Here is a 23,763-nt window from a genome sequence, read left to right as displayed (position 1 = left end):
ATCGAGATCGTGCTGGTGGTCTGCAGCGTGCTGCTCGCGTTCGCGGCGCTCGGGGCCGTGGTCCGGATGATCAAGGGGCCGGCGCTGCTCGATCGGGTGCTCGCGGCGGATGTCCTGCTCGTGGTCCTCGCGTCCGCGCTCATCGTGGACATGGCCGGCCACCACAACACCGACAACGTGGCCCTCGTCGTGGCGATCACGCTCATCGGCTTCGTTGGGTCCGTGACCGTGGCACGCTTCGTGCAGGATCGGAGGCGGCCATGACCGATCCCGTGGATGTGGTGGCCGGCGTCCTCATGGTTGCGGGGGCGCTGCTCTCGCTCGGCGCAGCGATCGGCCTCCTGCGCTTCCCGGACCTGCTCACGCGCATGCACGCCGCGACCAAGCCCCAGGTGCTGGGCTCGCTCCTGTTGCTGACCGCGCTCGGGCTCGAGCTGCGGAGCTGGGCCCTCGTGCCGCTGCTCGTCGTCGCGTGGATCTTCCAGCTCCTGACCGTCCCGGTCTCGGCGCACATGGTGGGCCGGGCGGGGTACCGCACCAAGCACGTCGACAAGGCGAGGCTCACCGTCGACGAGCTCGACGACGTTGTCGCCCGAGTCGAGCGCGCCGAAGAGGAGGAGCTGGAGCGGTAGGAGGGCGCCGCCGTCGTCCGCTTTTCCGCGCCAACATCCCCGGCTTCGGAACCGCCCTCCCCACTTCCGGCGCCCGTTTCCCCACGTCCTCCGCAGGGTTGCCCACCTTCCGCGCGGACGACGGCGGCCCTCGCCCGGAATTCCGGGGGTCGCCTCGCTGACGGGGCCCGGATGGCGGGGACTTCGGCGGACAAGCTGGGGAGTCTGGCGGCGAAACGGGGGAAGCCTGCGGCGAACCCGGGGAACGCCGGGGCCGCGGTTGTCCACATAGCCGCTTCCCGCCGTCGTCGGCCGTCCGGTCATGGGACACGATGGCGAGATGAGAGCCCTCGATGTGTTGGCACGGTGGAGCGGCGTTGCCCGGCGGCGCGACCTCTTCCGCGACGGCGTGACGCGCGCGGAGCTCGAGGAGGCCTTGACCGCCGGGGCGATCCTTCGGCCGCGTCAGGGGATCTACGCGCTGCCGGACGCGGATCCCGTCCTGGTGCGGTGCGCGTCGACCAACTCCGTGCTCACGTGTGCATCGGGCGCACGCGCTCACGGCTTCTGGGTGCTTCGGGAGCCCGAGGAGGTCCACATTCTGCGGGCCGACGGCCGGTACAGCTCGGGCCGCGCGGTGGTGCACCGGCAGTCGTGGCGGCCGCGCGAGCCCCGGAGCCACGTCGCTTCGCGCGCCGACGTCCTCCTGCACGCGCTTCGATGCCTTCCCGAGCTCGAGGCGCTCGTGATGGTGGAGTCGGCGGCGCAACAGGGCTTCTCGATCGACTTCCTCCGCGAACGGCTCCCCGGCGACCGGAACGGGCCTGCCCGGCGCGTGCTCGATGCCGTGGGGACGGGAGCCGAGTCCCCCATTGAGGTGCTCGCCCGCGAGCGACTGCGGCGCGCGGGGCTTCGGGTCCAGAACCAGGTCGAGGTCGACGGTGTGGGGTGGATGGACGTGCTCGTCGAAGGCTGCGTCGACGTCGAAACAGACGGGAAGGTCCATGAGCAGTCGGCTCAACGTGCCAAGGATTACCGCCGGGACCGTTCCGCGCAGCTGCGCGGGTTCGAGGTGCTCCGGTACACGTACAGCGACATCGTCGATCGGCCCGAGGCGATGGTGGCCGAGGTCAAGGAGGCCGTCGCCCGGCGTCGGGCCCGGGGAGATCTGCCGCGGTTCAGCTGAGGGCTGCACCGGCTTCCCCATCTTCTCCGCCGGCTGCCTCAACCACGGTGCCGGCTGCCCCAACTACGGTGCCGGCTTCCCCAACTCGCCAGTCAGTTTCCCCGACTCGTCGGCCAGCTTCCCCACCTTCTCAGCGGACGACGGCGGCCCTCACCCGGAATTCCGCGCCTCGCCGCGTCGAGGGGGCTGGCTGCTCGGGGAGGCCGGCGGAGGTGCTGGGGAATCTGGTTGAGATGCCGGGGAAGCCGGCGGAGGAACTGATCGACCGGCCCCGGCGGCCCCGGCGCCCCGGTCGCTGCCGGCCCCTAGACCTGGTCCGGCGTGCTGTTGAAGCGCGCGATCGCCTTCTGGGTGTACCGCTGCGTGAGCACGTTCACAATGGCGCCGACGGACGCGGAAACGAGCGCGAAGACGAGCGTGTCGCGCAGGCTGGTCTCGATGTTGGTGGCGTCCTTGGGCGGCTTGTTGCCGGTGCTCTTCTCCCACACCGCATCGACGACCTTCGTGGCAACAAAGCCTGCGCCGAGGCTGACAAGCGTCCCGAACAGCTTGATGAGGATGGTCACGTCCGTCTCCTTCGCGTTCTGTCGACTCCAGCGCTGTGCAGAGCACTCCCCGCCCAGCCTAGCGGTAGACTTGCTGCACTTCATACGACAGGGGAGCGCCGCCGCCGGGCATGCCCGGCGCACCCAGGGCGCTGAGAGTGCGGACCGCCGCAGACCCTCGAACCTGCTCCGGCTAATACCGGCGAAGGAAGTCGAGTTCTCAGGCAGCTGTGCTGCCGCCCCTCCTACTCCAGTGGGAGGACACAGATGAGCACCACCACCAAGCCCGTCTACACGTGGCGGGTCGTCGACATCGTTGTCGCCGCGGTCGTTTCCGTGGCGTGCGGCGTCATCTTCTGGCTGTGGGACCAGGGCTACACCGGGATCCAGGTCGTCACCGCCGCCTTCGCCCCGCTCAGCGGTCTCTACTCGGGTGGCTGGCTCCTGGCCGGCGTCCTGGGCGGCCTCATCATCCGCAAGCCGGGCGCGGCCCTGTTCTGCGAGATCCTCGCGGCGGTTGTCGAGGCCCTGCTCGGCTCGCAGTTCGGCGTCACGGTCCTCCTCTCCGGCCTGGTTCAAGGCCTCGGCGCGGAGGCCGGCTTCGCGATCTTCGCGTACCGCCGCTGGAACCTCGGCGTCGCGCTGCTCGCGGGCGCCCTCTCAGGCCTTGCGCTCGGCGTGAGCGAGGTCATCCAGTTCTTCGTCGAGTGGGAGTTCGGCTGGCAGGTCGCGTACACGGTGTTCGCGGTCGTCTCCGGCATCGTCATCGCGGGCCTGCTGAGCTGGCTCGCGGTCAAGGCGCTCGCGAAGACCGGCGCCCTGTCCGCCTTCGCCGCGGGGCGCGCCGCGGACGTCTGACATGCCCCCCGCTCTGCCTTCGGCCATGCCCTCAGGCGCGCCGACGGCCGCGCCCGCGGGGGTCAAGGCTCGCGGCTGGGGCTGGCGGCACGCTGGCCGCAAGGCCTTCGCCGTGAGCGGCCTCGACCTTGACATCGCCCCGGGCGAGCGCGTCCTCCTGCTCGGCGCGTCCGGCGCGGGCAAGTCGACCCTGCTGCATGCCCTCGCGGGCGTCCTCGGCGCGGCCGAAGAGGGCGAGGAACGCGGCGAGCTCACGGTCGACGGCGTGCGCGCACCCGACGCGCGGGGCCGCGCCGGGCTCGTGCTCCAGGACCCCGACGGCCAGATCGCGATGGCCCGCGTGGGCGACGAGGTCGCGTTCGGCTGCGAGAACCTCGCCGTCCCGCGGGAGCAGATCTGGCCGCGCGTGCACCGCGCGCTCGCGGACGTGGGCCTCGACCTCCCGCTCGACCGGCCCACGGCGGCGCTTTCGGGTGGCCAGAAACAGCGCCTCGCGCTCGCGGGGGTCCTCGCGATGGAACCCGGCCTTGTGCTGCTCGACGAGCCGACGGCGAACCTCGACCCCGAGGGCGTCCGCGAGGTCCGCGAGGCAGTGCGCCGCAGCCTCGACCGCACGGGGGCCACCCTCGTGGTCGTCGAGCATCGCGTGTCGGTATGGTCCGAGCTCGTGGACCGCGTCGTCGTGCTGGGCGAGGGCGGGGGCCTCCTCGCGGACGGCCTGCCCGAGCGCGTCCTGGAGGATGGGAGTGTACGACGGCGGCTGGCCGCCGCGGGCGTCTGGGTTCCGGGATGGCACCCGCTCACCGGCGAGGAAAGAGGCGATCGCGCGGTCCGCACGCTCCGGCCCACCGATGGTGACGCGCACAGCGGCGAGGCGCCGCCCGCCGTCGTGCGCTCAACGCTCGGCGAGACCCTGCTGAGGGCCGCCGATCTCGCGGTGGGCCGTTCGCCCAAGGCTCCGCCCGTGGTCGGCGGGATCGACCTCGCGCTCCGCGAGGGCCACGCGACGAGCGTGACCGGGCCGAACGGCGCCGGGAAGTCGACCCTCGCGCTCACGCTTGCGGGGCTCCTGCCCGCCGTCGGCGGCCGGCTCGAGGCGCTCCCGCCGCTCGCGCGCGGGGCCGGGACGAGCCCCCACCGCTGGCGGTCGAGCGAGCTCGTGAGCCGCATCGGCACAGTGTTCCAGGAGCCCGAGCACCAGTTCCTCACCCCCCGCGTCCTCGACGAGCTCGAGTTCGGGCCGCGGCGCGTCGCGAAGCTCCAGCCCGCCGAGACGCGGCGGATCGTCGACGGGCTGCTCGAGCGGCTCCGCCTCGGACGCCTCGCGGAGGCCAACCCCTTCACGCTCTCGGGTGGCGAGAAGCGCCGCCTCTCCGTCGCGACGATGCTCGCCACGAACCCGCGGATCCTCGTGCTCGACGAGCCCACATTCGGCCAGGACGCGCTCACGTGGGCGGAGCTCGTGCGGCTGCTCGCGGAGCTGCTCGAGCAGGGCACAGCCCTGCTCGCCGTCACGCACGACGAGCACTTCACCGAGGCCCTCTCCGACAGCGTGTACCGGGTCGACGGCGGGCGCGCCGCCAAGGTGGAGGCATCGGCTGGCCCGGGGCCATCCGTATGAGCGTTGACATCCTCACCCCCGACGTCGCCAACTCCGTCCTCGCGCGCGCCAACCCCGTTGCGAAGCTCGCGGCGGCCCTGTGCATCACGGTTTCGCTCCTGTTCAGCGTCGATTGGGTCTCGGCTTCCGTGGCCCTCGCGTGCGAACTGTGTCTCATTCCGCTCCTCGGTGTCCGCTTCGTGACGCTCGCGCGGCGCACGTGGCCGCTCGTCGTCGCGGCCGCCGTCGCGGCCTATTCGACCGCCCTGCTCGGCGCGAAGACCGGCGCGGTCTGGCTGCACCTCGGGCCCGCGGTCTTCACGGAGCATTCCGTGCTCACGGGCGCGGCGATCGGGCTCCGCGGCCTTGCGATCGCTCTTCCGGGCGTCTTCCTGCTCTTCTCCACGGATCCCACGGACCTGGCCGACGGCCTCGCCCAGAAGCTCCGCCTCCCGAGCCGCTTCGTGCTCGGCGCCCTCGCCGGGATGCGTCTCGTGGGCCTCCTCGTCGACGAGTGGCGCACGCTCGGGCTCGCGCGCCGTGCCCGCGGCGTCGGAACGGGACACAGCCCAGTCGAGCGCTTCCGGACGTTCCTCGGCCAGGCCTTCGCGCTTCTCGTCGTCGCGATCCGACGGGCCACGCGGCTCGCGGTCGCGATGGAGGCGCGCGGCTTCGGGAGCGTCGTGGATGGCCGGCCCGCGCCGCGCACGTGGGCGCGCGAGTCGAGCTTCTCGCGGCTCGACGCGTGGGTGATCGCCGCGGGCGTGGGCATCGCGGCGCTCGCGGTGGGTGCCGCCGTCGTGCTTGGGACGTGGAACGTCGTGTGGGGGTGACCCCGCAACGGGACGGACGACGGCGCAACCCACCCAGATCCGTCGATGTCGCCTCTGGCGCGTGGCCCCGCGGGGTGGAATCCTTTCCGCGGGGGAGCCCCGGCATGACCACAAGCGAAGGAGCCATGATGGTTGAAATCACTGGATCGTTCTCGAGCTTCAGCGTCGACGACGTCGAGAAGGCGAGGGACTTCTACGTCGGGACCTTGGGCCTGACGGCGGAAGACATCATGGGCGGACTGCGGCTCACACTTCCTGGCGGGGCTCAGGTGTTCGCGTACCCGAAGCCGGACCACGTCCCGGCGACCCACACAGTGCTCAACCTCGTGGTGCCGAGCGTCGACGATGCCGTGGCCTCGCTGCACGAGCTCGGGATCCGGACGGATCACTACCCGAGCAGCGAGCAGATGCCCCTCGACGAGAACGGAATCCTCCGCGATCCGAATGGACCCGCGGGCAACGGGATTGCTTGGTTCAAGGACCCTGCGGGTAACGTCCTCTCGGTGGTCAACGAACCCTAAACCCTTGCGTTATCTCATGGAAATGTGTTACCGGGCGGTCTAGACCGCCAATTGTCTCGAAATCGTGTCGATTTGCGGCCAACTATCGCATCTGTGATATTTTGGCCGCATGGCACAACAGACTGCTGAGACCGTCGGGGCGATTCTGCGCGAAGTGCGCAGCGACAGGGGCTGGACGCAGGGGCAGCTGGCTGCCGAACTGGGCACAAGCCAAAGCGCCATTGCGCGGATGGAGCAGGGCAAGCAGAACCTGAGCCTCAAGATGCTCCAGCGCATCGAGGACATCCTCGGACAGCGCATCCTCAACATCGGCCCGTCCAAGATGACCCATCTCCGGGTCGAGGGCGGGCGGCGTCTCTCCGGGGCCGTCGACGTCAACACGTCCAAGAACGCCGGCGTCGCGCTGCTGTGCGCGAGCCTCATCAACCGCGGCACCACGACGCTGCGCAACCTCGCCCGCATCGAGGAGGTCAACCGGATCGTCGAGGTCCTGACCTCGATCGGTGTCGAGTGCACGTGGCTCCCGGGCGCGCTCGGCGAGCAGCCGCGCGACCTCCAGATCCGCCGCCCTGCCGTCCTCGACCTCGAGGCCATGGACGTCGAGGCGGCCCGGCGCACGCGCAGCGTCATCATGCTGCTCGGCCCGCTCCTCGACGAGCGCAGCGAATACAAGCTCCCGTACGCGGGCGGCTGCGACCTCGGTACCCGAACCGTCGAGCCGCATATGCAGGCTCTCCGGACCTTCGGTCTCGCGGTCGAGGCGTCCAACGGGTTCTACTCCGTGCGGGCCCCCGAGGCCGATCGCGACGACCGCACGTTCGTCCTTACCGAGCGCGGCGACACCGTGACCGAGAACGCGATCATGGCCGCCGCGCACCGCGAGGGCCTCACCGTGATCCGCAACGCGTCGCCGAACTACATGGTCCAGGACCTGTGCTTCTACCTCCAGAGCCTCGGCGTCGAGATCGAGGGCGTCGGCACCACGACGCTGCGCATCCGTGGACGCGCGCGAATCGAGCAGGACATCGAGTACTGCCCTTCGGAGGACCCCATCGAGGCCATGAGCCTCATCACCGCCGCGATCGTGACGAATTCGCAGGTGACCGTGCGCCGCGTGCCGATTGAGTTCATGGAGATCGAGCTCGCGACGCTCGTGCAGATGGGCCAGGAGCTCGAGATCTCGGGCGAGTACGTTGCGCGCAATGGCCGGACCCGGCTCGTCGACGTCACGACGCTCCCGTCCGAGCTGCACGCCCCGGCGGACAAGATCCATCCCATGCCGTTCCCTGGCCTCAACATCGACAACCTGCCGTTCTTCGCGGTGATCGCGGGCAACGCGACCGGCCAGACCCTCATCCACGACTGGGTCTACGAGAACCGTGCCATCTACCTCACCGAGCTCAACCGGCTCGGCGCGCAGATCCAGCTCCTCGACCCGCACCGCATCTACGTCAACGGCCCCACGAAGTGGCGCGCCGCCGAGGTGGGCTGCCCGCCGGCGCTCCGCCCCGCGGCGTGCATCCTGCTCGCGATGCTCGCGGCCCGCGGCACGAGCGAGCTGCGGAACATCTACGTGATCGAGCGTGGCTACCAGGACCTCGCCGAGCGGCTCAACTCGATCGGCGCGCGGATCGAGTACTTCCAGGACTGATCCCCGCCGCGGTTCTCCGATCGCAGGGTTTCCCAGAGATCGAGACCGTGCCGCGCTGCGTCACGCGATAAGCCGCGTGAAGTAGCGCAGCACGGTCTCGATCTCGTCTGGCGTCATCTCGTCGACGGCGACGTTCATGCGCCGGCCCATCTCGCTCGTCGTGTAGCGCCGGGCGATGCGCTGGCACTGCTCTGTCGGCGTGATCACCCACCGGCGGCGGTCCTTCGGGTCGCGCTGGCGCTCCACGAAGCCGAGCCGTTCGAGGCGCTCGAGCATGTCCGAGACCGTGCTCGAGGGGAGTGCTGTCGCCTTGACCACCTGCTGCGCCGCGACGATGTCGGGACGGAGCACGAGCAGGTGGAGTAGCTGCAGCTCGGCGAGGCTCACGCCGAATTCCCGCGCGATCGCCTCGTTTTCCATGACCTGGTCCACGAGGTGGCGCTGCTGCGCGCGCGTGAGCTGTTCCAAGAGATCCTTCACGATGCCAGTCTAGCGTGATATCTTCCGAATATCGGATCGTCCGAATCTCGGACTAATCGGGAAAGAGGATCACCATGCAGGTTGGAATCATCGGTGCGGGGCTCGGCGGCCTCCCGGCGGTCACTTCCGCATCACGGACGAGCGCCTCCGCGACGCCGTCGTGGTCGACTTCGACGCCACCGTCGATGCCGAACGGCAGGTCGATCGCGAGGTGCTCCGCGCCGTGACGGCCGCGCCCCGCTCCGGGCCGACGGGACGGTCCTCCTGCCCGACCGCCTCCACGACAGCGGCGTCCTCGCCATGCTCCCGAAGCCCGGACTCGCGTTCTTCGCGACGGCCATGCGGTTCACGCAGGCTCCGGCCGGGATCCTGCCCGCCGACGCCGTGCCGCCAGGCCTGGACGCCCTCGGCGACTACGTCATGTGGGGACTCATCCCCGACCCGGCCGAGACGGACGTGCTCCGCGATCAGGGTCCCGAGGAGCTGCTCCGCAGGGCGCGCGAGCTCACGGTCGGTGCGTCGCCCGTGCTCCAGAGCCTCGTCGAGAACTCCCGTATCGCCGACACCCTGTTCAGCCGCTTCTCCGCGGGCCGCCCGGGCGGGCAGCGCGCGTTCGCCCACGCGACCGCGATCGGCGACGCGATCCACCCCATGCCGCCGCTCGGCGCGCACGGTGGGAACACCGCCCTGCGCAGCGCCCAGGCTCTCGCCGCCCGCCTGGCCTCCGTCCCGGCGGACGTGCCCGGGCAGATCCCCGCCGCGATCGATGCCTATGAGACCGAGATGACGGAGTACGCGACCGCCGCCATCCGCGCCGCCGAGTCGCAGACGGCGTGCCTCACGCGCCGCGGCATCGGGGCCTTTGCGCTTCGCCGCATCCTCCCGCTCCTGCGCCGGCAGCGCTGAGGTGAGGCGCCGCCGTCGTCCTGCGGTCCGGCGGAACCGCCGCACGCGGCCGCCGCGTCAGCCCATCCTCAGGGGCGCGGGAGTCCCGCCTCGATGAGCGCGACGATCTCGGGGTCGTCGGGGAGGACGCGCGGCCGGAACCGGTGCACCGTGCCGTCGGGCAGGACGAGGAACTTCTCGAAGTTCCACGTGATCCGCCCCGCCTTGCCCTCGCTGTCCGGGGTCTTGACGAGCTCCTGGTAGAGCGGGTGCGCGGAGCGGCCGTTGACGCGCACCTTGTCCATGACCGGGAACGTGACGCCCCACGTCGCGGTGCAGTACTCCGCGATCTTCTCGGCGTCCCGGTACTCCTGGAGGAACTGATTGCTCGGGAACGCGAGCACCGTGAAGCCCCGCCCCTCGTACCGCTCCTGGAGCTCTTCGAGCTGCTCGTATTGGGGTGCGAGGCCGCAGCGACTCGCGACGTTGACCACGAGCCGGACGCCGCCGGCCCACTCCCCGAACGTCGTGCGGCGCCCGTTGAGCGTCGTCACGGCGATGCTGTCCAGACCGGCCATCCTGTGCCTCCTCGTGGCTCTCCCCGAGGAAGAACGAACGGCCTCGACCCCCGGTTCACCCCTCGGGGCATCAGAAACTCGATTGCTCGGAGGGCTGACTCCTCAGATGGCGGCAAAGTAGCTTGGGTCACACCCTGTCAGCCTGCTTTGCCTTGTATCGGGAGGGACCTGTGAGCACATTCAGACACCAACTCGCCGCCGTCGCGGCGACCCTAGCGCTCGGCGTCACGAGCGCGGTGGTCGCGAGCCCGGCCTCCGCGGACCCGCGGCAGACCGAGAAGACCCCCACCGCCGTGGGCTACGGCGGCGCCATCAGCACCGTGGATCCCGATGCCTCGGCCGCGGGGCTTGAGGTGCTCCGCAACGGCGGAAACGCCGTCGACGCCGCGGTGGCCGCCGCCGCGACCCTCGGCGTGACCGAGCCGTACAGCTCGGGAATCGGGGGCGGCGGCTTCTTCACGTTCTACGACGCCAAGACCCGTACGGTACAGACCATCGACGGCCGCGAGACCGCTCCCTCGGCGATGCGGCACGACGCGTTCATCGATCCCGCGACCGGGAAGCCGTACAACTTCACGCCCCAGCTCGTGACGAGCGGCGTCTCCGTGGGCGTGCCGGGGACCGCGGCGACGTGGCAGCGGGCCCTCGACCGCTGGGGGACCGTGAGCTTTGGCGAGGCCCTCAAGCCCGCGATCAAGGTCGCGGACCGCGGCTTCGTGGTGGATCCGACGTTCCGCCAGCAGACCCTCGACAACAAGGCCCGCTTCGCGGCCTTCCCCTCGACCGCGAGCCTCTTCCTGCCGGGCGGCGATGCGCCGCAGGTCGGCTCGATCTTCCAGAACCACGACCTGGCCGCGACGTACCGGATGCTCGCGAAAGACGGCATCAAGGCGTTCTACTCGGGACCGCTCGCGGACGAGATCGCGAACACGGTGCAGAACCCGCCGAAGTCTCCGACCACTACGCTGCCCGTGCCGCGCGGCAGCATGACGGCCACGGACATCGCGAACTACTCGACGATCGACCGTGACCCGACGCACGTGAACTATCGCGGCTACGACGTCTACGGCATGGCTCCCGCGAGCAGCGGCGGCACGACCGTGGGCGAGTCACTCAACATCCTGGACCAGTTCAACCTCGCCGGCATGAGTGACGCCGACGCGCTGCACCACTACCTCGAGGCGAGCGCGCTCGCGTTCGCCGACCGCGGCAAGTACGTGGGAGACCCGGGCTTCGTCAACGTCCCGACGAAGGCCCTCCTCGACCCGCTCTTCGGCAAGCAGCGCTCGTGCTCGATCGATCCCACGCACGCGGCGACCAAGCCCGTGGCGCCCGGCGACGTGACGAACTACAACGGCGTGTGCCCCATGGCCGCGGCGCCCGCGGCGGAGAGGGACACTGAGAACATCTCGACGACGAACATGACGGTCACCGACCGGTGGGGCAACGTGGTCGAGTACACGCTCACCATCGAGCAGACCGGCGGGTCCGGGATGGTCGTTCCGGGGCGTGGGTTCATCCTCAACAACGAGCTCACGGACTTCTCGGCCGTGTACAGCCCCACGGACCCGAACCGGATCGATCCCGGCAAGCGCCCGCGCTCGTCGATCTCGCCGACCATCATGCTCCAGGACGGCAAGCCGTTCCTCGCGCTCGGCTCGCCCGGCGGCTCGACGATCATCACGACCGTGCTCCAGACGATCTTCAACCGGATCGACCGAGGCATGACCACGCCCGAGGCCCTTGCCGCGCCGCGCGCCTCGCAGCGCAACACGGCGAAGGTCACGGCGGAACCGGACTTCATCGCGAAGTACGGGAGCCAGCTGACGCCGTACGGGCACGTGTTCCAGCCGTCCGGCGACGCGTTCACCTCGGCGGCGGAAATCGGGGCCGAGACCGCGATCGAGTTCCTGCCGGACGGGCGGACGCTCGCGGCGGCCGAACCAACGCGGCGCGGCGGCGGCTCGGCGATGGTGGTGCAGCCCTCGCCGTAGGAACCGTCCCTTCCTGCCCACTTTACGGTGGCGGGCGGCCCATGACGGCGCCGCCCGCCTGACGGTTTCAGGCCTCCGCGGGTGGTGGCCGCACCTAGTGTCGCGTTTCTGAAGTGGTCGGACGGTTCGCTTTAGCGAGGATCTGTTCTGGGGTCTTGGTCCAGATGAAGGGGTGGCATCGGTCGTTCCAGCCGGTGATGAACTGCCGGATCTTGGCGTTGAGGTCCTTGACGGATGTGAAGACGCCGCGGCGGATGGCCTGGCGGTCGATGATGCCGAACCAGACCTCGACGAGGTTCAGCCACGACCCGGAGGTCGGGGTGAAGTGGACGCTGAAGCGGGGGTGGGCTTCCAGCCAGGCCTTCACCTCGGGGGTCTTGTGCGTGGCGTAGTTGTCCATCACGAGGTGCAGCTCGCGGCCGGGGTAGGCCCGGTCGACCTGGCGCAGGAACGCGAGGAACTCCTCCCTGCGGTGTCTCGGCTTCACCGCCGCGGTGACCTGGCCGGTGGCGACCTCGAGAGCGGCGAACAGGGTCGTGGTGCCGTGGCGGGTGTAGTCGTGGGTGCGCCGCTCGATCAGGTGCGGCTGCATGGGCAGCATCGGGGCGGTGCGGTCCAAGGCCTGGATCTGCGATTTCTCGTCCACGCACAGCACCACCGCGTCCTCCGGGGGCGCCAGGTAGAGGCCGACCACGTCTGTGACCTTCGCGACGAGCTCGGGGTCCGTGGAGAACTTGAACGTCCCGGACCGCCAGGGCTGGACCCCGTACTCCCGCCACGCCCGGGCAACGGTCGCGTTGCCGATGCCCAGCCTGTCCGCGAGGAGGCGGGAGGACCAGTGCGTCACCCCATACTTCTTCGGAGGCGGCGCCAGGGTCGCCGCGACGATCTGCGCGTGGTCCACCCTGCGCGGCCGGCCGGGCCGCTGCTGGTCCACCAGCCCGTCCAGTCCGGACTCCGCATACCGGTCCCGCCAGCCGATCACGGTCGTCCGGGTCACCCCGACACGCTCGGCGATCGCCGTGTTCGAGATCCCCTCGGCCGCCAGCAGCACGATACGCGCCCTCTGCGCCACGCCCGCGCGCACCGAACTCGAACGGGTCAGGCGGGTCAGCTCTTCGAGGTCCCCCTCCCGGAGGGCCAGCGCACGTGCGGGACGATTGGCCATAGCCAATCCTCCCAAACACGCAAGTGTCTATCTAATAACGACACGCTGCACTAGATGGGCACGAAGGGACGCTCGGCGAGCTCGAGGACGTGGCTCAGGCGAACTCGAGCTCGCTTCGGGACTCGAGCGCGTCCCACGCGAAGCTCGCGAGCCAGTGCGTCGACATGAAGTCCCCGCTGTCGAGGGCCGCGAGCCCCGCCTTGAGAAGCGGATCGAGCGCGGCGGCGAGCACGGGCTCGGCCGACGAAGCCGACGGCGCCGCCGCCTCCCGCAGTGTCCGCACCACGCGCGAGAGCTGGCCCGCGCGGCTCAGGTTGAGGCCGTGCAGGTGGACCATGTAGCCGTCGGACTCGTCGGTCACGCCGACGACGGCGAGCATGCGCGACTCCGCGCCGAGCCCTGGCAGGAAGCGCTCGAGCCACGCCGCGAACTCGTCGGGGCCGAGCACGCGCTGCATGAGGTCGGCCTCGCTGAGCCCGGCGGAGAGGAAGTCCTGCCCGCTGAGCTCCCACTCGGAGGCCCAGGCCGCGTCCGCGCCGAACCACGTGCGGGCCGCGGCCTCGCACGCCGCCGCGGCGTCCGCCCGGCCGAGCGCGCGGAACGCGTCGAGCAGGAGCGCGACGCCGAACGCCGAGTTCGTGTGCAGGCCGTGGCGCACGGGGTACTGGGCCTTCTCGAGCCACTCCGTCACGAGCCGGGCCACGACGTCAACGCATCCCTCGAGGTTCCGGCCCCAGCCGCGGATCTCCTTATCCGGCGAGGCCGAGCACGCCGCCGCGAGCCGTGCGAGCCACGCCCATCCGTACGGCCGCTCCCACGACGGGTTGGCCGCGAGATACGCGGCCTCGGCGGCGAGCTTCTCCGCCGTGAGGTTGTCCGCCAAGGCGGCCCGAAGTCGCGCCGCCGTTCCGCGCTCGAGGACGGCGCCGCGGTCGTCTGTTGTCGTGCCGGCCGCACCGGCCGCGGCGTTGAGAATGCTGACGCCCAGCCAGTGCATGTGGACGCACGAGTGCCAGTCGAACGAGGTGTAGAACGCGGGGTGCAGCTCGGCCGGCAGCGCGCGGTCGCTCGCGGAGCGCTGGGTGTGGTGGGCCGAGTGCGGGTAGTCGCGGCCCAGATTGTCGAGGACGACGGCGGCGCAGTGCTCCGCGGCCGAGGGCATGAGATCGAAGTCCACGGTTCTCCTAGAAGGCGAGGAAGTACATGAGGGCGGTGTTGACGGCGAGCAGCGGGAACGCCGTGCCGAGCTGGGCCGTGATGACGCCGTACTTGTTCTTCATCTCGAGCAGCGCCGAGGGCACGAGGTTGAAGTTCGCGGCCATCGGCGTGCACAGCGTGCCGCAGAAGCCCGCGAGCATGCCGATCGCGAAGACGATCGCGGGATTGCCGTGGAACTGCTGGACGAGCACGGGCCAGCCGATCGCGGCGGTCATGATCGGGAACGCCGCGAAGCCGTTGCCCATGAGCACCGTGAACACGAACAGGCCCACGCAGTACACGATGACGGCCGCGAGCAGCGAGCCCTTCGGCATGACCCCGGTGACGAGCGTGCTGACCGCCGTGCCCACGCCGGCCTTCGTGAAGAGGATGCCGAGCGTCGAGAGCATCTGGGGGAGCAGCGCCGCCCAGCCGATCGACTCGAGGATGCGGCGGCTCTCGAACACGGGCGTGAGCGCGTGCTTGGGCCGGAGGATCACGAGGGCCACGACTGCGGCCACGATCGCGCCGATCGCGAGGGCCACGAGGGTCGTGTTCTTGGGTTCGAGGATCGGGGTCCCGCCGATCGCGAGAACCGGCGCGAGCAGCACGAGGATGACCGTGACGATCGGGAGCGTGAGCGCCGGGATGAAGAGCTTGTTCCCGAACTTGGCGGCGAAAGCCTCACGCTGGGGGCCGGTCGAGGTCTTGGCCTTGCCGTCCGCGAGCTGCTTGGTGGCGGCGAGGGCCACGAGGACGAGCACGGCGATGCCGAGGACCCACCCCGGCGCGGTCCCGGCCTGGACCCATGTGCCATAGAAGAAGCACAGTCCGAGGAGGCCCCAGAAGGCCGAGCTGCCCCAACGTCGCGGATGGTTCGCGTCCCGCACGATCAGGACGGCCCACGCGATGAACAGGATTCCGATGAGCCAGTAGACGGCTTCGACGTTGATCACTTGGCCTCTCCTGCCATGGCGTTCTCGGTGGAGGCTTCGTACTCGCGGTACTCCTTGTCGAGCGCCCTGTCGAGGCGCAGGAGCCGGAAGCCGTGGATGAGGAACGCCGCGATCGCCGAGGGGATGGCCCAGAGGGCGAGCTGCAGCGGCTCGAGGTGGAGATGGTAGGTCGTGTCGACGAACGTCGTGATGAGCAGGATCGAGCCGACGGCCACGAAGACGTCCTCGCCGAAGAAGACGCCCACATTGTCGGCCGCAGCCGAGTGGCCCTTGATGCGCTCCTTGATGTGCTCGGGGACGTGGCCGTAGCGGCGCAGCGCCGCGCCCTCGGCCATCGGGAAGACGAGCGGGCGCACCGTCTGCGCGTGCCCGCCGATGCTGTTGAGGCCAACGGCGGCGGTCAGCTGCCGCACGGCGAGGTAGCCGAGGAGCACGCGGCCGGCCGTGAGCTTCGCGAGCTTCCCGATGAGGGCCTTGGCCTGCTCCTGAAGCCCGAAGTATTCGATGATGCCGACCACGGGCAGCACTGCGACGAAGATCGTGACCGAGCGGCTGCTCGCGAAGCCGGTTCCGAAGGCTTCGAGGATCTGGAGGGGATTGAGGCCGCCCAGGAGCGCCGTGACGATGCCGGCGACGGTGACGACCACGAGGGGGTTCAAGCGGATCGCAAAGCCAACGATCACGAGAAGTACCCCGATGAGTACAAGCATGATTATCCGTTCCGAAAGGGGGCTCGGTCTGCGAAGGGATGTGCGCCATAAGCGCGTGTGACCTAGAGCATATCCTTTTGTTGAACAATCAGGCAAGAGTGTTGTTGAACAATCTGGTTTAAGGCGAATTTCGGGTGCGTTTCGGCGGGATTGGCCGGCGGGCCTAGCCCGCGACCGCGGCGAGGAGCTGCTGCTCGGCCCGGTCGAGGTAGTCGGCCATGAGCGCGGAGGCATCGGCCGGGCGGCCAGCTTCGAGCAGCTCGACGATCCGCGCGTTGTCCTCGACGTAGGGCGCGTGGAAGCGCGGGTGGGAGCCCATCGTCGCGAAGACGAGGCGCATCTCAGCGAGGATCTGCTCCATGAAGCTGTCGAGGCGCTCGCTGCCGGCCCGCGCGACGAGCGCGCGGTGGAACTCCTGGTTCGCGTTCGCCATCGCCGGCACGTCCCCGGACTCGGCGGCCTGACGCGCCTCCCGCACGATCGCCGCGAGCGGCTCGGTCGGAGCCGCGGGAGACCACAGGAGCGACGCTGGCTCGACGAGCCGCCGGACGCGGTAGATCTCACGGATGTCGTCCGCCGTGGGGTGCGAGACGAAGACGCCGCGGTTGGGGATGCGCGTCACCACGCGCTCGGCGTGCAGCGTCGCGAACGCCTCGCGGAGGGTGTTCCGGGAGACGCCGAGGGCCTCGCGGAGGGCTTCCTCCGCGAGCTTGGCTCCGGGGGCGAGCTGGCCGTCCGCGATCCGTTGCCGGAGCTGCGCTGCGACCCACGAGCTCGTCTCGGCGTGCTTGGTCGCGCCGGCCTCGGCGCGCAGCCCGGCGAGAACCTCCTCAGACGTCATGGCACAACCCTAAGCGGCGCGGCTAAGGGTCCTATCCATTGCTCCGTAACTGTCGTTTTGGGGCCTCAAAACGACAGTTACGGAGCACTCGATGGGAGAGGGAGGGGGAACGTTACGAGATCGTGGTCAGGACGTCGCCCGCAGCGACGGCGTCGCCCGGCGCCGCGGCGTGCTCGCCGAGCGTCCCGGCGCGGTGGGCTTGGACGGTCGTCTCCATCTTCATCGCCTCGAGGACGACGACGGCGGCCCCCGCCCCGACTGCGTCACCCGGCTGCGCGAGCCACTTGACGATCGTCCCGCTCATGCCGGCCGTGAGCGTGGTCCCGAACGAAGCCTCGGGTGCGGCTCCGGGCGATGGTGCGGCCCCGCCGTCGTCGGCCGCCCGCGGGGGTGCGGCAGCGGCGAGCCCCGCGAAGAGCGCCTCCGGGACGCCCAGCGTGACGCGCCGGCCGTCGAGGTCGATCGCGAAGGTGCGCCTTCCGGCGTCGGCCGCGGCGGGGCTGAACTCGGGGCTTGCGGCGAGCTCGGACGCGAACTCGGACTCGATCCACGTCGTGTACACGCCGAGGCCGTCCTCGGCCGCGAAGGCTGGGCTGTCCACGACGGCCCGGTGAAACGGCAGGACAGTCGCGAGGCCGTGGATCTCGAACTCGCGCAGGGCGCGGCGTGCCCGCCGCAGGGCCTGCTGCCGGTCCGCGCCCGTCACGACGAGCTTCGCGAGGAGCGAATCGAACTGCCCTGGCACGGTCGAGCCGTCCCGGACACCGGAGTCCACGCGGATCCCCGGGCCCGTGGGCGGGGCGAAGCGCGAAACGGTCCCGGGCGAGGGCAGGAAGCCGCGCCCGGGGTCCTCGGCGTTGATCCGGAACTCGATCGCGTGCCCGCGCGGCTCCGGATCCTCGAGCACGGGGAGCGGCCGGCCGGCCGCGATCGCGAGCTGCGCGGCCACGAGGTCGAGGCCCGAGGTCTCCTCGGTGATGGGGTGCTCGACCTGGAGGCGCGTGTTGACCTCGAGGAAGCTCAGGGTGCCGGCGCTGTCGAGGAGGTACTCGACGGTTCCGGCGCCCACGTAGGCGGCCTCGCGACAGATCGCCTTGGCGGACTCGTGGATGCGGGCGCGCTGCTCGGCGGTGAGGAACGGCGCGGGCGCCTCCTCGACGAGCTTCTGGTGCCGGCGCTGGAGCGAGCAGTCGCGCGTCCCGGCCACAATGACGTTCCCGTGCGTGTCCGCGAGGATCTGGGCCTCGACGTGCCGCGGCCGGTCGAGGAACTTCTCGACGAAGCACTCCTCGCGCCCGAACGCCGCCCGCGACTCGCGCACGGCCGAGTCGAAGCACTCCTCGATCTCGGCCATGGTCCGCGCCACCTTGAGCCCGCGCCCGCCTCCGCCGAACGCGGCCTTGATGGCCACCGGCAGGCCGTGCTCGCGCACGAACTGCAGGACCTCCGCGGCACTCGCGACCGGCCCGTCGCTTCCGGGGGCGAGCGGCGCTCCGGCGCGCACGGCGACGGCCCGCGCGCTCACCTTGTCGCCGAGGAGGCCGATGGTCTCGGGCGAGGGCCCGATCCACGTGAGCCCCGCGTCGAGGACGGCCTGGGCGAAGCCGGCGTTCTCGGACAGGAAGCCGTAGCCCGGGTGCACCGCGTCGGCGCCGGAGCGGGCCGCGACGGCGAGGAGCTTCGTCGCGTCGAGATAGGTTTCCGCGGGCGAGGTCCCGCCGAGCGCGTACGCCTCTGTGCACGCCGAGACGTGGACGGCGTCGGCGTCCTGGTCGGCGTAGACGGCGACGCTTTCGAGGCCCGCGTCGTCGCAGGCTCGGGCCACGCGGACGGCGATCTCGCCGCGGTTGGCGATGAGGACTTTACGCATGGGTGGTTCCTTGGGGCTGGGCGGGTGGGAGAGTGAAGCGGGGTGGGTTAGAGGCGTCGGGTGGGGTAGCGGAGCTGGGTGGGGTAGCGGAGTCGGGCGGGGAGTCGGCGGCCGGCGCGGCCGCGAAGCGGACTCGCGCGCCGGGCGGGAGCTGGCCCGCGCGGTCGAGGTCGGCGTCGACGACGACGGCGATCACCGGATAGCCGCCCGTCACCGGATGGTCTGCGAGGAAGAGAACGGGCTGCCCGTTGGGCGGGACCTGGACCGAGCCGAGCACCGTGCCCTCGCTCGCGAGCTCGCCGTCGCGTCGCCGCTCGAGTCGCGGCCCTTCGAGGCGCAGCCCCACGCGGTTGGACTGCTGCGTCACGGTCCACTCCGAGGTGAGGAAATCGCGAAGCGCCGAGTCCGTGAACCAGTCGTCCCGCGGCCCGGGGACCACGCGCAGCGTCGCGACGCCCTCCTCGAGCAGGGGTGGAACCTCGGGCGCCCCGACCACGTGCGCTCCTCGAACCGGCAGGACCGCGAGGGCGATTCCGGGCCGCAGCGGCTTGGGCCCGATGCCCGAGAGGGTGTCCGCCGCGCGGCTGCCGAGCGCCTCGGGCGCATCGAGCCCGCCGCGGACCGCGACGTAGCTGCGCAGCCCTGCGGTGGGCGTGCCCAGCGTGAGGGTTTCGCCCGTGAGGAGCGCGAACGGCGCGTCGAGCGGCGGCCGGCGCTCGCCCCCCGAAGGGGACCGGGCGCCGTCGTCGGTTCCGGTGCCGCCCGCTGGAGCGGCCGGGCTGATCCGCAGCGGGACGCGCGTCCCCGTGACCGCAAGCACGTGGTCCCGCGCGGCCCGCAGGGTGAGCCCGCCGAGCAGCGCCTCGAGCGCGGCCGCGCCCTCGGGGTTGCCCACGATCCGGTTCGCGCGCCGCAGGGAGGCGCGGTCCGCGGCCCCGGCGGCGCCCACCCCGAGCGCGGCGAGGCCGGGGCGCCCGAGGTCCTGAACCGTGCACTGGAGCCCCGGGCTGACGACGACGAGGCCCGCGTCCGCGGACGACGGCGCGTCCCCCTCAGCGTGCTCGGGCACCCGCGCCGCGGGCTCGGCGAGTGCCACGGCGTCCCGCACGGGCTTGAAGCGGACCTGGTCGCCGGGCCGGATGAGGGCCGGGCTTTCTCGCTCAAGGTCCCACATGGCGGCCGAGGTGCGGCCGATGAGCTGCCACCCGCCCGGCGACTCGCGCGGGTACACCGCGGAGTACGTGCCCGCGAGCGCCACCGCTCCGGCCGGCACCGCGGTGCGCGGCGAGGGGCGGCGCGGGACGTCGAGGGCGCCGTCGCCCGCCAGATAGGCGAAGCCGGGCGCGAAGCCGCCGAACGCGGCGTCCCACACCTGGCCCGAGTGCGCGGCCACGACGCCCTCGCGGCTCAGCCCGGTGAGGGCCGCGACCTCGTCGACGTCGGCGCCGTCGTAGACGGTCTCGATGACCACGAGCTCGCCAGCCCGCCGCTCGCCCGAGGCGAGGTCGAGCGAGCGCACCCGCCGGACGATCGCGGTGAGGTGCTCGGGCGAGTCCGCGGTCACGAGGACGGTCGTGGCGGCGGGGACGACGTCGAGCAGCCCGGGGAGCGGCTCACCGGCGAGCTGCCCCGCGAGGCTCAGGACGGCACCGAGCGAATCGAGTTCGACGAGGGCGGCGCGGTCGCCGGACGGGCGGATGCCGACGACGGCGCGGGGCCCCGGCGCCGTCATGGTGCCCGCGGGGGCCGTGGCGGGGCGGGTGGCGGACTGAGGTGCGGGCATGGTCTAAGCGAAGCTCCTGATCTCGATGCCGGCGTCCGCGATGGCGGCGCGGATGCGGGCCGCCATCGTCACGGCGCCGGGGGTGTCGCCGTGGACGCAGATGCTGCCGGCGGAGATCGGGACGAGGCTGCCGTCGATCGCGCGGACCTTCCCGTCGAGGATCCGGAGCACGTGCTCGACGATCGCGTCGAGGTCGTGGAGCACGGAGCCCGGCTCGCGGCGGGAGACGAGTGTCCCCTCCGGGGTGTAGGCGCGGTCGGCGAACGCCTCGACGACCGTGCGGAGGCCCGCGCCCTCGGCGGCACGCTGGATCTCGGAGCCCGGGAGGACCAGGAGCGGCAGCGTCCGGTCGACCTCGGCGACGGCGCGCGCGACGGCGTGGGCCTGGGCTGCGTGGTGGACGATCGCGTTGTAGAGCGCGCCGTGCGGCTTGACGTAGCGGACCTCGGTGCCTGCCGCCTGCGCGAGGCCGCGGAGGGCCCCGATCTGGTAGATGACATCGTCGGTGAGGTCGTCCGGGTCCATGTCGATGAAGCGCCGCCCGAAGCCCGCGAGGTCGCGATAGCCCGGGTGCGCGCCGACCACCACGCCGGCCTGGGCAGCCGCGCGGCACGTCGCGCGGATGTGGCTCGGATCCCCGGCGTGGAAGCCGCACGCGACGTTGGCGCTCGAGACGCTCGCGAAGATCGCGGCGTCGTCGCCGAACGTCCAGTTGCCGAACGACTCGCCGACGTCGCTGTTGAGATCGATGACTCCGCGGTCGATGCTGGGCACGAGTGACCTCCGTCTCAGGATGCTGTTGAATCCAGCATGCCTCAAGCGAGAGGATTGTTCAACAATATTCCGGGTATTGCGCCCCCAACGTTGCGCCGTCACCTTTGCGCCCCCTCAACGTTGCGCCGTCAGCTTTGCGCGGTGCGATACCCCGCAAAGCTGACGGCGCAAGGGGTGGCTGCCCCCTCCCGCCGGGCCGGGCTAGGAGGCCAGTGCCCCGAAGAACACGCCGAGCAGCCCCGCGTTGTTCACGCCGTCGACCAGCGTCACCGGCGCCCGCCGCGGATCGTCGTGTGAGCCGCCGTCCGGAAGCCGGACCGCGGCACCCTGCGCCGCGCCGGCGTCGAGGCTCACGGAAACCCTCGCGGGCGTCGCCGTGACGATCGTCGGGTCGATGAGCATGGCCACGACGAGGACGTCGTGGAGCCAGCAGCCCGGAATGCCGCGCGTGTCCGCCGAGTACTGCAGCCACGGCGCGGTGGTCCGGGCGAGCGATGCCGCGATGGGGGAGTCGATGCGGCGCAGGCGCTCGAGGTCCTCAGCAGTGAAGAGCGTCCGGACCGTCGTGTCGAGCGGCACGAGCGTGATCGGGGCGCCGCTCGCGAGCACGGCGGCGGCGGCGTGCGGGTCGTAGCCGAAGTTCGTGTCGACGGCGCGGCCCGGCACGGCGAAGGCGCCGCCCATGATCGCGATCCTCGCGACGTGCCGCGCGAAGCCCGGGTCGAGACGGAGCGCGAGCGCGATGTTCGTGAGCGGCCCGATGGCGACGACGGTGATCTCGCCTGGGTTCGCGCGCACGAGGTGCGCGAGCGCGCGGGCGGCGGTCAGGCCGCCGTCGTCTGTGGCTCTCGCGCCTGCGGCGCGCGGCGCGGGGCGGGGGATCCCTTCCCACAGTCGGCGGTGCTTCTCGCTCAGGTCTTCGCGGTCGAGCACGCGTCGCCACGGGGCCGGGTCCCGCACCAGGGGGGTGCGGGCCCCGGCCACGATCGGCACGTCGACGCGCCACGCGCGGAAGAGCTCGCGAGCGACCGCGGCCCCGACGTCCGCCGGAACGTTCCCAGCGACCGTGGTCACGAGCTCGAGCTGCAGCTCGGACGAGGCGGCGGCGAGCCCGAGGGCGAGGCCGTCGTCCGTGTTGGCGCCGGGGATCCCGTTCCCGGGGTCGCAGTCGATCGCGATGCGCATGCTGCCTGCCTAGACGGCGTCACTCGCGAGCGTCAAGTCCCGGCCCCGCGTCTCGGGGGCGAAGAACGTGGTCACGAGACCGATGGTCGCCGTGGCCGCGAAATACACCGCGATCGGCCACCAGTGCCCGAACTGGACGAGCAGCGCGGAGGCGAAGAGCGGCGCGGTGCCGCCCGAGAGGAGCGAGCCGACCTCCTTGGCGATCGCCATTTTGGTGTACCGGTTGGTGGAGCCGAAGAGCTCGACGCCGTACGCGGCCTGGACCGCGAAGATGCCGAGGCTAGCTAGCGCCATGCCCACCACGATCGTCGCGAAGACGATCCCGGGGTTCTTCGTGTCCATGAGGATGAAGGCCGGGAAGGCGAAGGCCACGAGCGCGATGCAGAACGCCCGGTACGTGATGCGCCGCCCGAACCGGTCCGACGCGTAGCCAGCGAGGGGGATGACCGCGAAACCGATGAGGGACGCAACAAAGACGGCCGACGCCGAAAGGGACTTGTCGAGGACGAGCACCTTCGTGACGTACCCGACGATGAACGTCTGGGCGAGGTAGGACGGCCCGTTCTCGCCGATGCGGAGGCCCAGCATCACGAAGAAGGCCTTGTTGCGGGCGAAGAAGCCGCGGCTGTCAGGCTCCGCCGCGGCCTGGGCCTGGGCGTCCTCGGCGGGCCGTGCGTCCGTGGCGATGTGTTCGCGGCGCTCCTTCTCAGCAAGGAAGATCGGGCTCTCCTTCATGACCCTGCGGAGGACGAGCGCGGCGACCGTGACGAGGATGCTGCAGAGGAACGGGATGCGCCAGCCCCAGCTCAGGAGCTCGGCCTTGGGGAGCTGCGTCACGAGGAGCCACACGCCGGACGCGAGGAGCGTGCCGCTGTTGGAGCCGAGCGCGATGAACGCCGAGACGAAGCCCCGGATCCGGTTCGGGGACGACTCCGCGAGCATGATCGCTCCGCCTGAGAGCTCAGCGCCGGCGCCGAAGCCCTGGCAGATCCGGAGGAAGACGAGGAGTGCCGGCGCCGCGACACCGATCTGGCCGAACGTCGGGAGGGCCCCGATGAGCGTCGTCGAGCCGCCCATGAGGATGATCGTCGCGACGAGCACGACCTTGCGGCCGTGCTTGTCCCCGATCCGTCCCAGCACGATCGCGCCGACTGGCCGGGCGAGGAAGCCCACGGCGTAGGTCGCGAAGCCCGAGAGCAAGGCAACCGCCGGGTCGGCGCCGGGGAAGAACAGGTCGCCGAACACGAGGCCCGCGGCGAGGCCGTACAGCGCGAAGTCGACGTACTCCATCGTGGTCCCGAGCCACACGGAGGCCGTGGCGCGGAGGAAGTCGGGGCGCGAGACGCCCGGTTCGTGGGCGGGGGGTTCGACCGTGGTGGTCTGATTGCTCATTGATTACTCCTGGGGCGAGGATGCGAATTGGGGCGGGAGCCACCAGATTGTGCGGAAAGGTGAATTAATTTCCGCTGTCCGCAGTGCCGCAGGAATGTGTTCTCCGGGGAAACTTCGGCTTAAATTCCCCGGCCTCCACCCGCAA

Annotated in this window: 23 protein-coding genes and 1 riboswitch; of the genes, 10 read left to right on the top strand and 13 right to left on the bottom strand. The window is 71.0% G+C overall.

Features of this window, described 5'->3' with window-relative positions:
• The 3 genes from ACOKR1_RS18585 (at nucleotide 1) to ACOKR1_RS18575 (ending at nucleotide 1,797) form a co-directional block, all read left to right on the top strand.
• Entirely contained in the window at nucleotides 1–264 is a 264-nt protein-coding gene (locus tag ACOKR1_RS18585; protein WP_415856464.1) for a monovalent cation/H+ antiporter complex subunit F, read from the top strand.
• A complete protein-coding gene (gene mnhG, locus ACOKR1_RS18580; protein WP_422934379.1) occupies nucleotides 261–632 on the top strand; it encodes a monovalent cation/H(+) antiporter subunit G in 372 nt (123 codons plus the stop codon). The genes ACOKR1_RS18585 and mnhG overlap by 4 nt, the downstream gene beginning before the upstream one ends.
• A gap of 319 nt (nucleotides 633–951) precedes the next feature.
• Complete coding sequence (locus tag ACOKR1_RS18575; protein WP_422934378.1) at nucleotides 952–1,797, top strand: DUF559 domain-containing protein; 846 nt, start codon at nucleotides 952–954, stop codon at nucleotides 1,795–1,797.
• Nucleotides 1,798–2,102: 305 nt separating this feature from the next.
• Here the strand turns inward: ACOKR1_RS18575 and ACOKR1_RS18570 are convergent, their stop codons facing one another.
• Nucleotides 2,103–2,363 (bottom strand): DUF4235 domain-containing protein, encoded by a 261-nt coding sequence (locus ACOKR1_RS18570; RefSeq protein ID WP_422934377.1) that lies wholly within the window; start codon nucleotides 2,361–2,363, stop codon nucleotides 2,103–2,105.
• A 79-nt stretch (nucleotides 2,364–2,442) separates the two neighbouring features.
• A riboswitch (TPP riboswitch) is annotated at nucleotides 2,443–2,570 on the top strand.
• A 39-nt stretch (nucleotides 2,571–2,609) separates the two neighbouring features.
• Between ACOKR1_RS18570 and ACOKR1_RS18565 the strand changes: the two genes are divergently transcribed.
• The 5 genes from ACOKR1_RS18565 (at nucleotide 2,610) to ACOKR1_RS18545 (ending at nucleotide 7,805) form a co-directional block, all read left to right on the top strand.
• Nucleotides 2,610–3,200 (top strand): ECF transporter S component, encoded by a 591-nt coding sequence (locus ACOKR1_RS18565; protein WP_422934376.1) that lies wholly within the window; start codon nucleotides 2,610–2,612, stop codon nucleotides 3,198–3,200.
• Nucleotides 3,201–3,225: 25 nt separating this feature from the next.
• Complete coding sequence (locus ACOKR1_RS18560) at nucleotides 3,226–4,821, top strand: ABC transporter ATP-binding protein (protein ID WP_422934375.1); 1,596 nt, start codon at nucleotides 3,226–3,228, stop codon at nucleotides 4,819–4,821.
• A complete protein-coding gene (locus ACOKR1_RS18555) occupies nucleotides 4,818–5,633 on the top strand; it encodes an energy-coupling factor transporter transmembrane component T family protein (protein ID WP_422934374.1) in 816 nt (271 codons plus the stop codon). The genes ACOKR1_RS18560 and ACOKR1_RS18555 overlap by 4 nt, the downstream gene beginning before the upstream one ends.
• 128 nt (nucleotides 5,634–5,761) lie before the next feature.
• Nucleotides 5,762–6,154: a VOC family protein gene (locus ACOKR1_RS18550; RefSeq protein ID WP_422934373.1), complete on the top strand. Its 393-nt coding sequence runs from the start codon at nucleotides 5,762–5,764 to the stop codon at nucleotides 6,152–6,154.
• A gap of 109 nt (nucleotides 6,155–6,263) precedes the next feature.
• The gene (locus tag ACOKR1_RS18545; protein WP_422934372.1) at nucleotides 6,264–7,805 is read left to right on the top strand and encodes a UDP-N-acetylglucosamine 1-carboxyvinyltransferase; all 1,542 of its coding nucleotides are present in this window, start codon (nucleotides 6,264–6,266) and stop codon (nucleotides 7,803–7,805) included.
• A 60-nt stretch (nucleotides 7,806–7,865) separates the two neighbouring features.
• On the opposite strand, the gene ACOKR1_RS18540 is transcribed toward ACOKR1_RS18545, so the two are convergent.
• Nucleotides 7,866–8,285 carry a MarR family winged helix-turn-helix transcriptional regulator gene (locus ACOKR1_RS18540; RefSeq protein WP_422934371.1) on the bottom strand — a complete coding sequence of 140 codons (420 nt, stop codon included), beginning with the start codon at nucleotides 8,283–8,285 and terminating at the stop codon, nucleotides 7,866–7,868.
• Between the two features lie 300 nt (nucleotides 8,286–8,585).
• On the opposite strand from ACOKR1_RS18540, the gene ACOKR1_RS18535 reads away from it, so the two are divergent.
• Entirely contained in the window at nucleotides 8,586–9,191 is a 606-nt protein-coding gene (locus tag ACOKR1_RS18535; RefSeq protein WP_422934370.1) for an FAD-dependent oxidoreductase, read from the top strand.
• Nucleotides 9,192–9,259: 68 nt separating this feature from the next.
• Here ACOKR1_RS18535 and ACOKR1_RS18530 read toward each other — a convergent pair whose 3' ends face one another.
• Nucleotides 9,260–9,748: a glutathione peroxidase gene (locus tag ACOKR1_RS18530; RefSeq protein WP_422934369.1), complete on the bottom strand. Its 489-nt coding sequence runs from the start codon at nucleotides 9,746–9,748 to the stop codon at nucleotides 9,260–9,262.
• 170 nt (nucleotides 9,749–9,918) lie between these two features.
• Between ACOKR1_RS18530 and ggt the strand changes: the two genes are divergently transcribed.
• Nucleotides 9,919–11,742, top strand: coding sequence for a gamma-glutamyltransferase (gene ggt, locus ACOKR1_RS18525; protein WP_422934368.1), 1,824 nt, complete (start codon nucleotides 9,919–9,921; stop codon nucleotides 11,740–11,742).
• Nucleotides 11,743–11,836: 94 nt separating this feature from the next.
• Here the strand turns inward: ggt and ACOKR1_RS18520 are convergent, their stop codons facing one another.
• From ACOKR1_RS18520 to ACOKR1_RS18475, 10 genes are all read right to left on the bottom strand, one after another.
• The gene (locus tag ACOKR1_RS18520; protein WP_422934367.1) at nucleotides 11,837–12,910 is read right to left on the bottom strand and encodes an IS630 family transposase; all 1,074 of its coding nucleotides are present in this window, start codon (nucleotides 12,908–12,910) and stop codon (nucleotides 11,837–11,839) included.
• Nucleotides 12,911–13,004: 94 nt separating this feature from the next.
• The gene (locus tag ACOKR1_RS18515) at nucleotides 13,005–14,087 is read right to left on the bottom strand and encodes a DUF2891 family protein (RefSeq protein ID WP_422934366.1); all 1,083 of its coding nucleotides are present in this window, start codon (nucleotides 14,085–14,087) and stop codon (nucleotides 13,005–13,007) included.
• A gap of 7 nt (nucleotides 14,088–14,094) precedes the next feature.
• Nucleotides 14,095–15,063 carry a DUF979 domain-containing protein gene (locus tag ACOKR1_RS18510; RefSeq protein ID WP_422934365.1) on the bottom strand — a complete coding sequence of 323 codons (969 nt, stop codon included), beginning with the start codon at nucleotides 15,061–15,063 and terminating at the stop codon, nucleotides 14,095–14,097.
• Complete coding sequence (locus ACOKR1_RS18505; RefSeq protein WP_422934364.1) at nucleotides 15,060–15,773, bottom strand: DUF969 domain-containing protein; 714 nt, start codon at nucleotides 15,771–15,773, stop codon at nucleotides 15,060–15,062. The genes ACOKR1_RS18510 and ACOKR1_RS18505 overlap by 4 nt, the downstream gene beginning before the upstream one ends.
• A gap of 163 nt (nucleotides 15,774–15,936) precedes the next feature.
• Nucleotides 15,937–16,614: a GntR family transcriptional regulator gene (locus ACOKR1_RS18500; RefSeq protein ID WP_422934363.1), complete on the bottom strand. Its 678-nt coding sequence runs from the start codon at nucleotides 16,612–16,614 to the stop codon at nucleotides 15,937–15,939.
• Between the two features lie 112 nt (nucleotides 16,615–16,726).
• Entirely contained in the window at nucleotides 16,727–18,484 is a 1,758-nt protein-coding gene (locus tag ACOKR1_RS18495; RefSeq protein ID WP_422934362.1) for a biotin carboxylase N-terminal domain-containing protein, read from the bottom strand.
• Nucleotides 18,477–20,267, bottom strand: a complete 1,791-nt coding sequence (locus ACOKR1_RS18490; protein WP_422934361.1) for a carboxyltransferase domain-containing protein — start codon at nucleotides 20,265–20,267, stop codon at nucleotides 18,477–18,479. Before ACOKR1_RS18490 ends, ACOKR1_RS18495 begins: the two co-directional genes overlap by 8 nt.
• A gap of 3 nt (nucleotides 20,268–20,270) precedes the next feature.
• Complete coding sequence (locus tag ACOKR1_RS18485) at nucleotides 20,271–21,041, bottom strand: LamB/YcsF family protein (RefSeq protein WP_422934360.1); 771 nt, start codon at nucleotides 21,039–21,041, stop codon at nucleotides 20,271–20,273.
• Nucleotides 21,042–21,242: 201 nt separating this feature from the next.
• Nucleotides 21,243–22,226 carry a nucleoside hydrolase gene (locus ACOKR1_RS18480; protein WP_422934359.1) on the bottom strand — a complete coding sequence of 328 codons (984 nt, stop codon included), beginning with the start codon at nucleotides 22,224–22,226 and terminating at the stop codon, nucleotides 21,243–21,245.
• Nucleotides 22,227–22,235: 9 nt separating this feature from the next.
• Nucleotides 22,236–23,618, bottom strand: coding sequence for an MFS transporter (locus ACOKR1_RS18475; protein WP_422934358.1), 1,383 nt, complete (start codon nucleotides 23,616–23,618; stop codon nucleotides 22,236–22,238).
• Nucleotides 23,619–23,763: the final 145 nt, after the last annotated feature.

This window comes from Sinomonas sp. P47F7 (genome assembly GCF_049332655.1).
Taxonomy (GTDB): domain Bacteria; phylum Actinomycetota; class Actinomycetes; order Actinomycetales; family Micrococcaceae; genus Sinomonas.
This window is presented reverse-complemented; position numbering and strand designations above follow the sequence as displayed.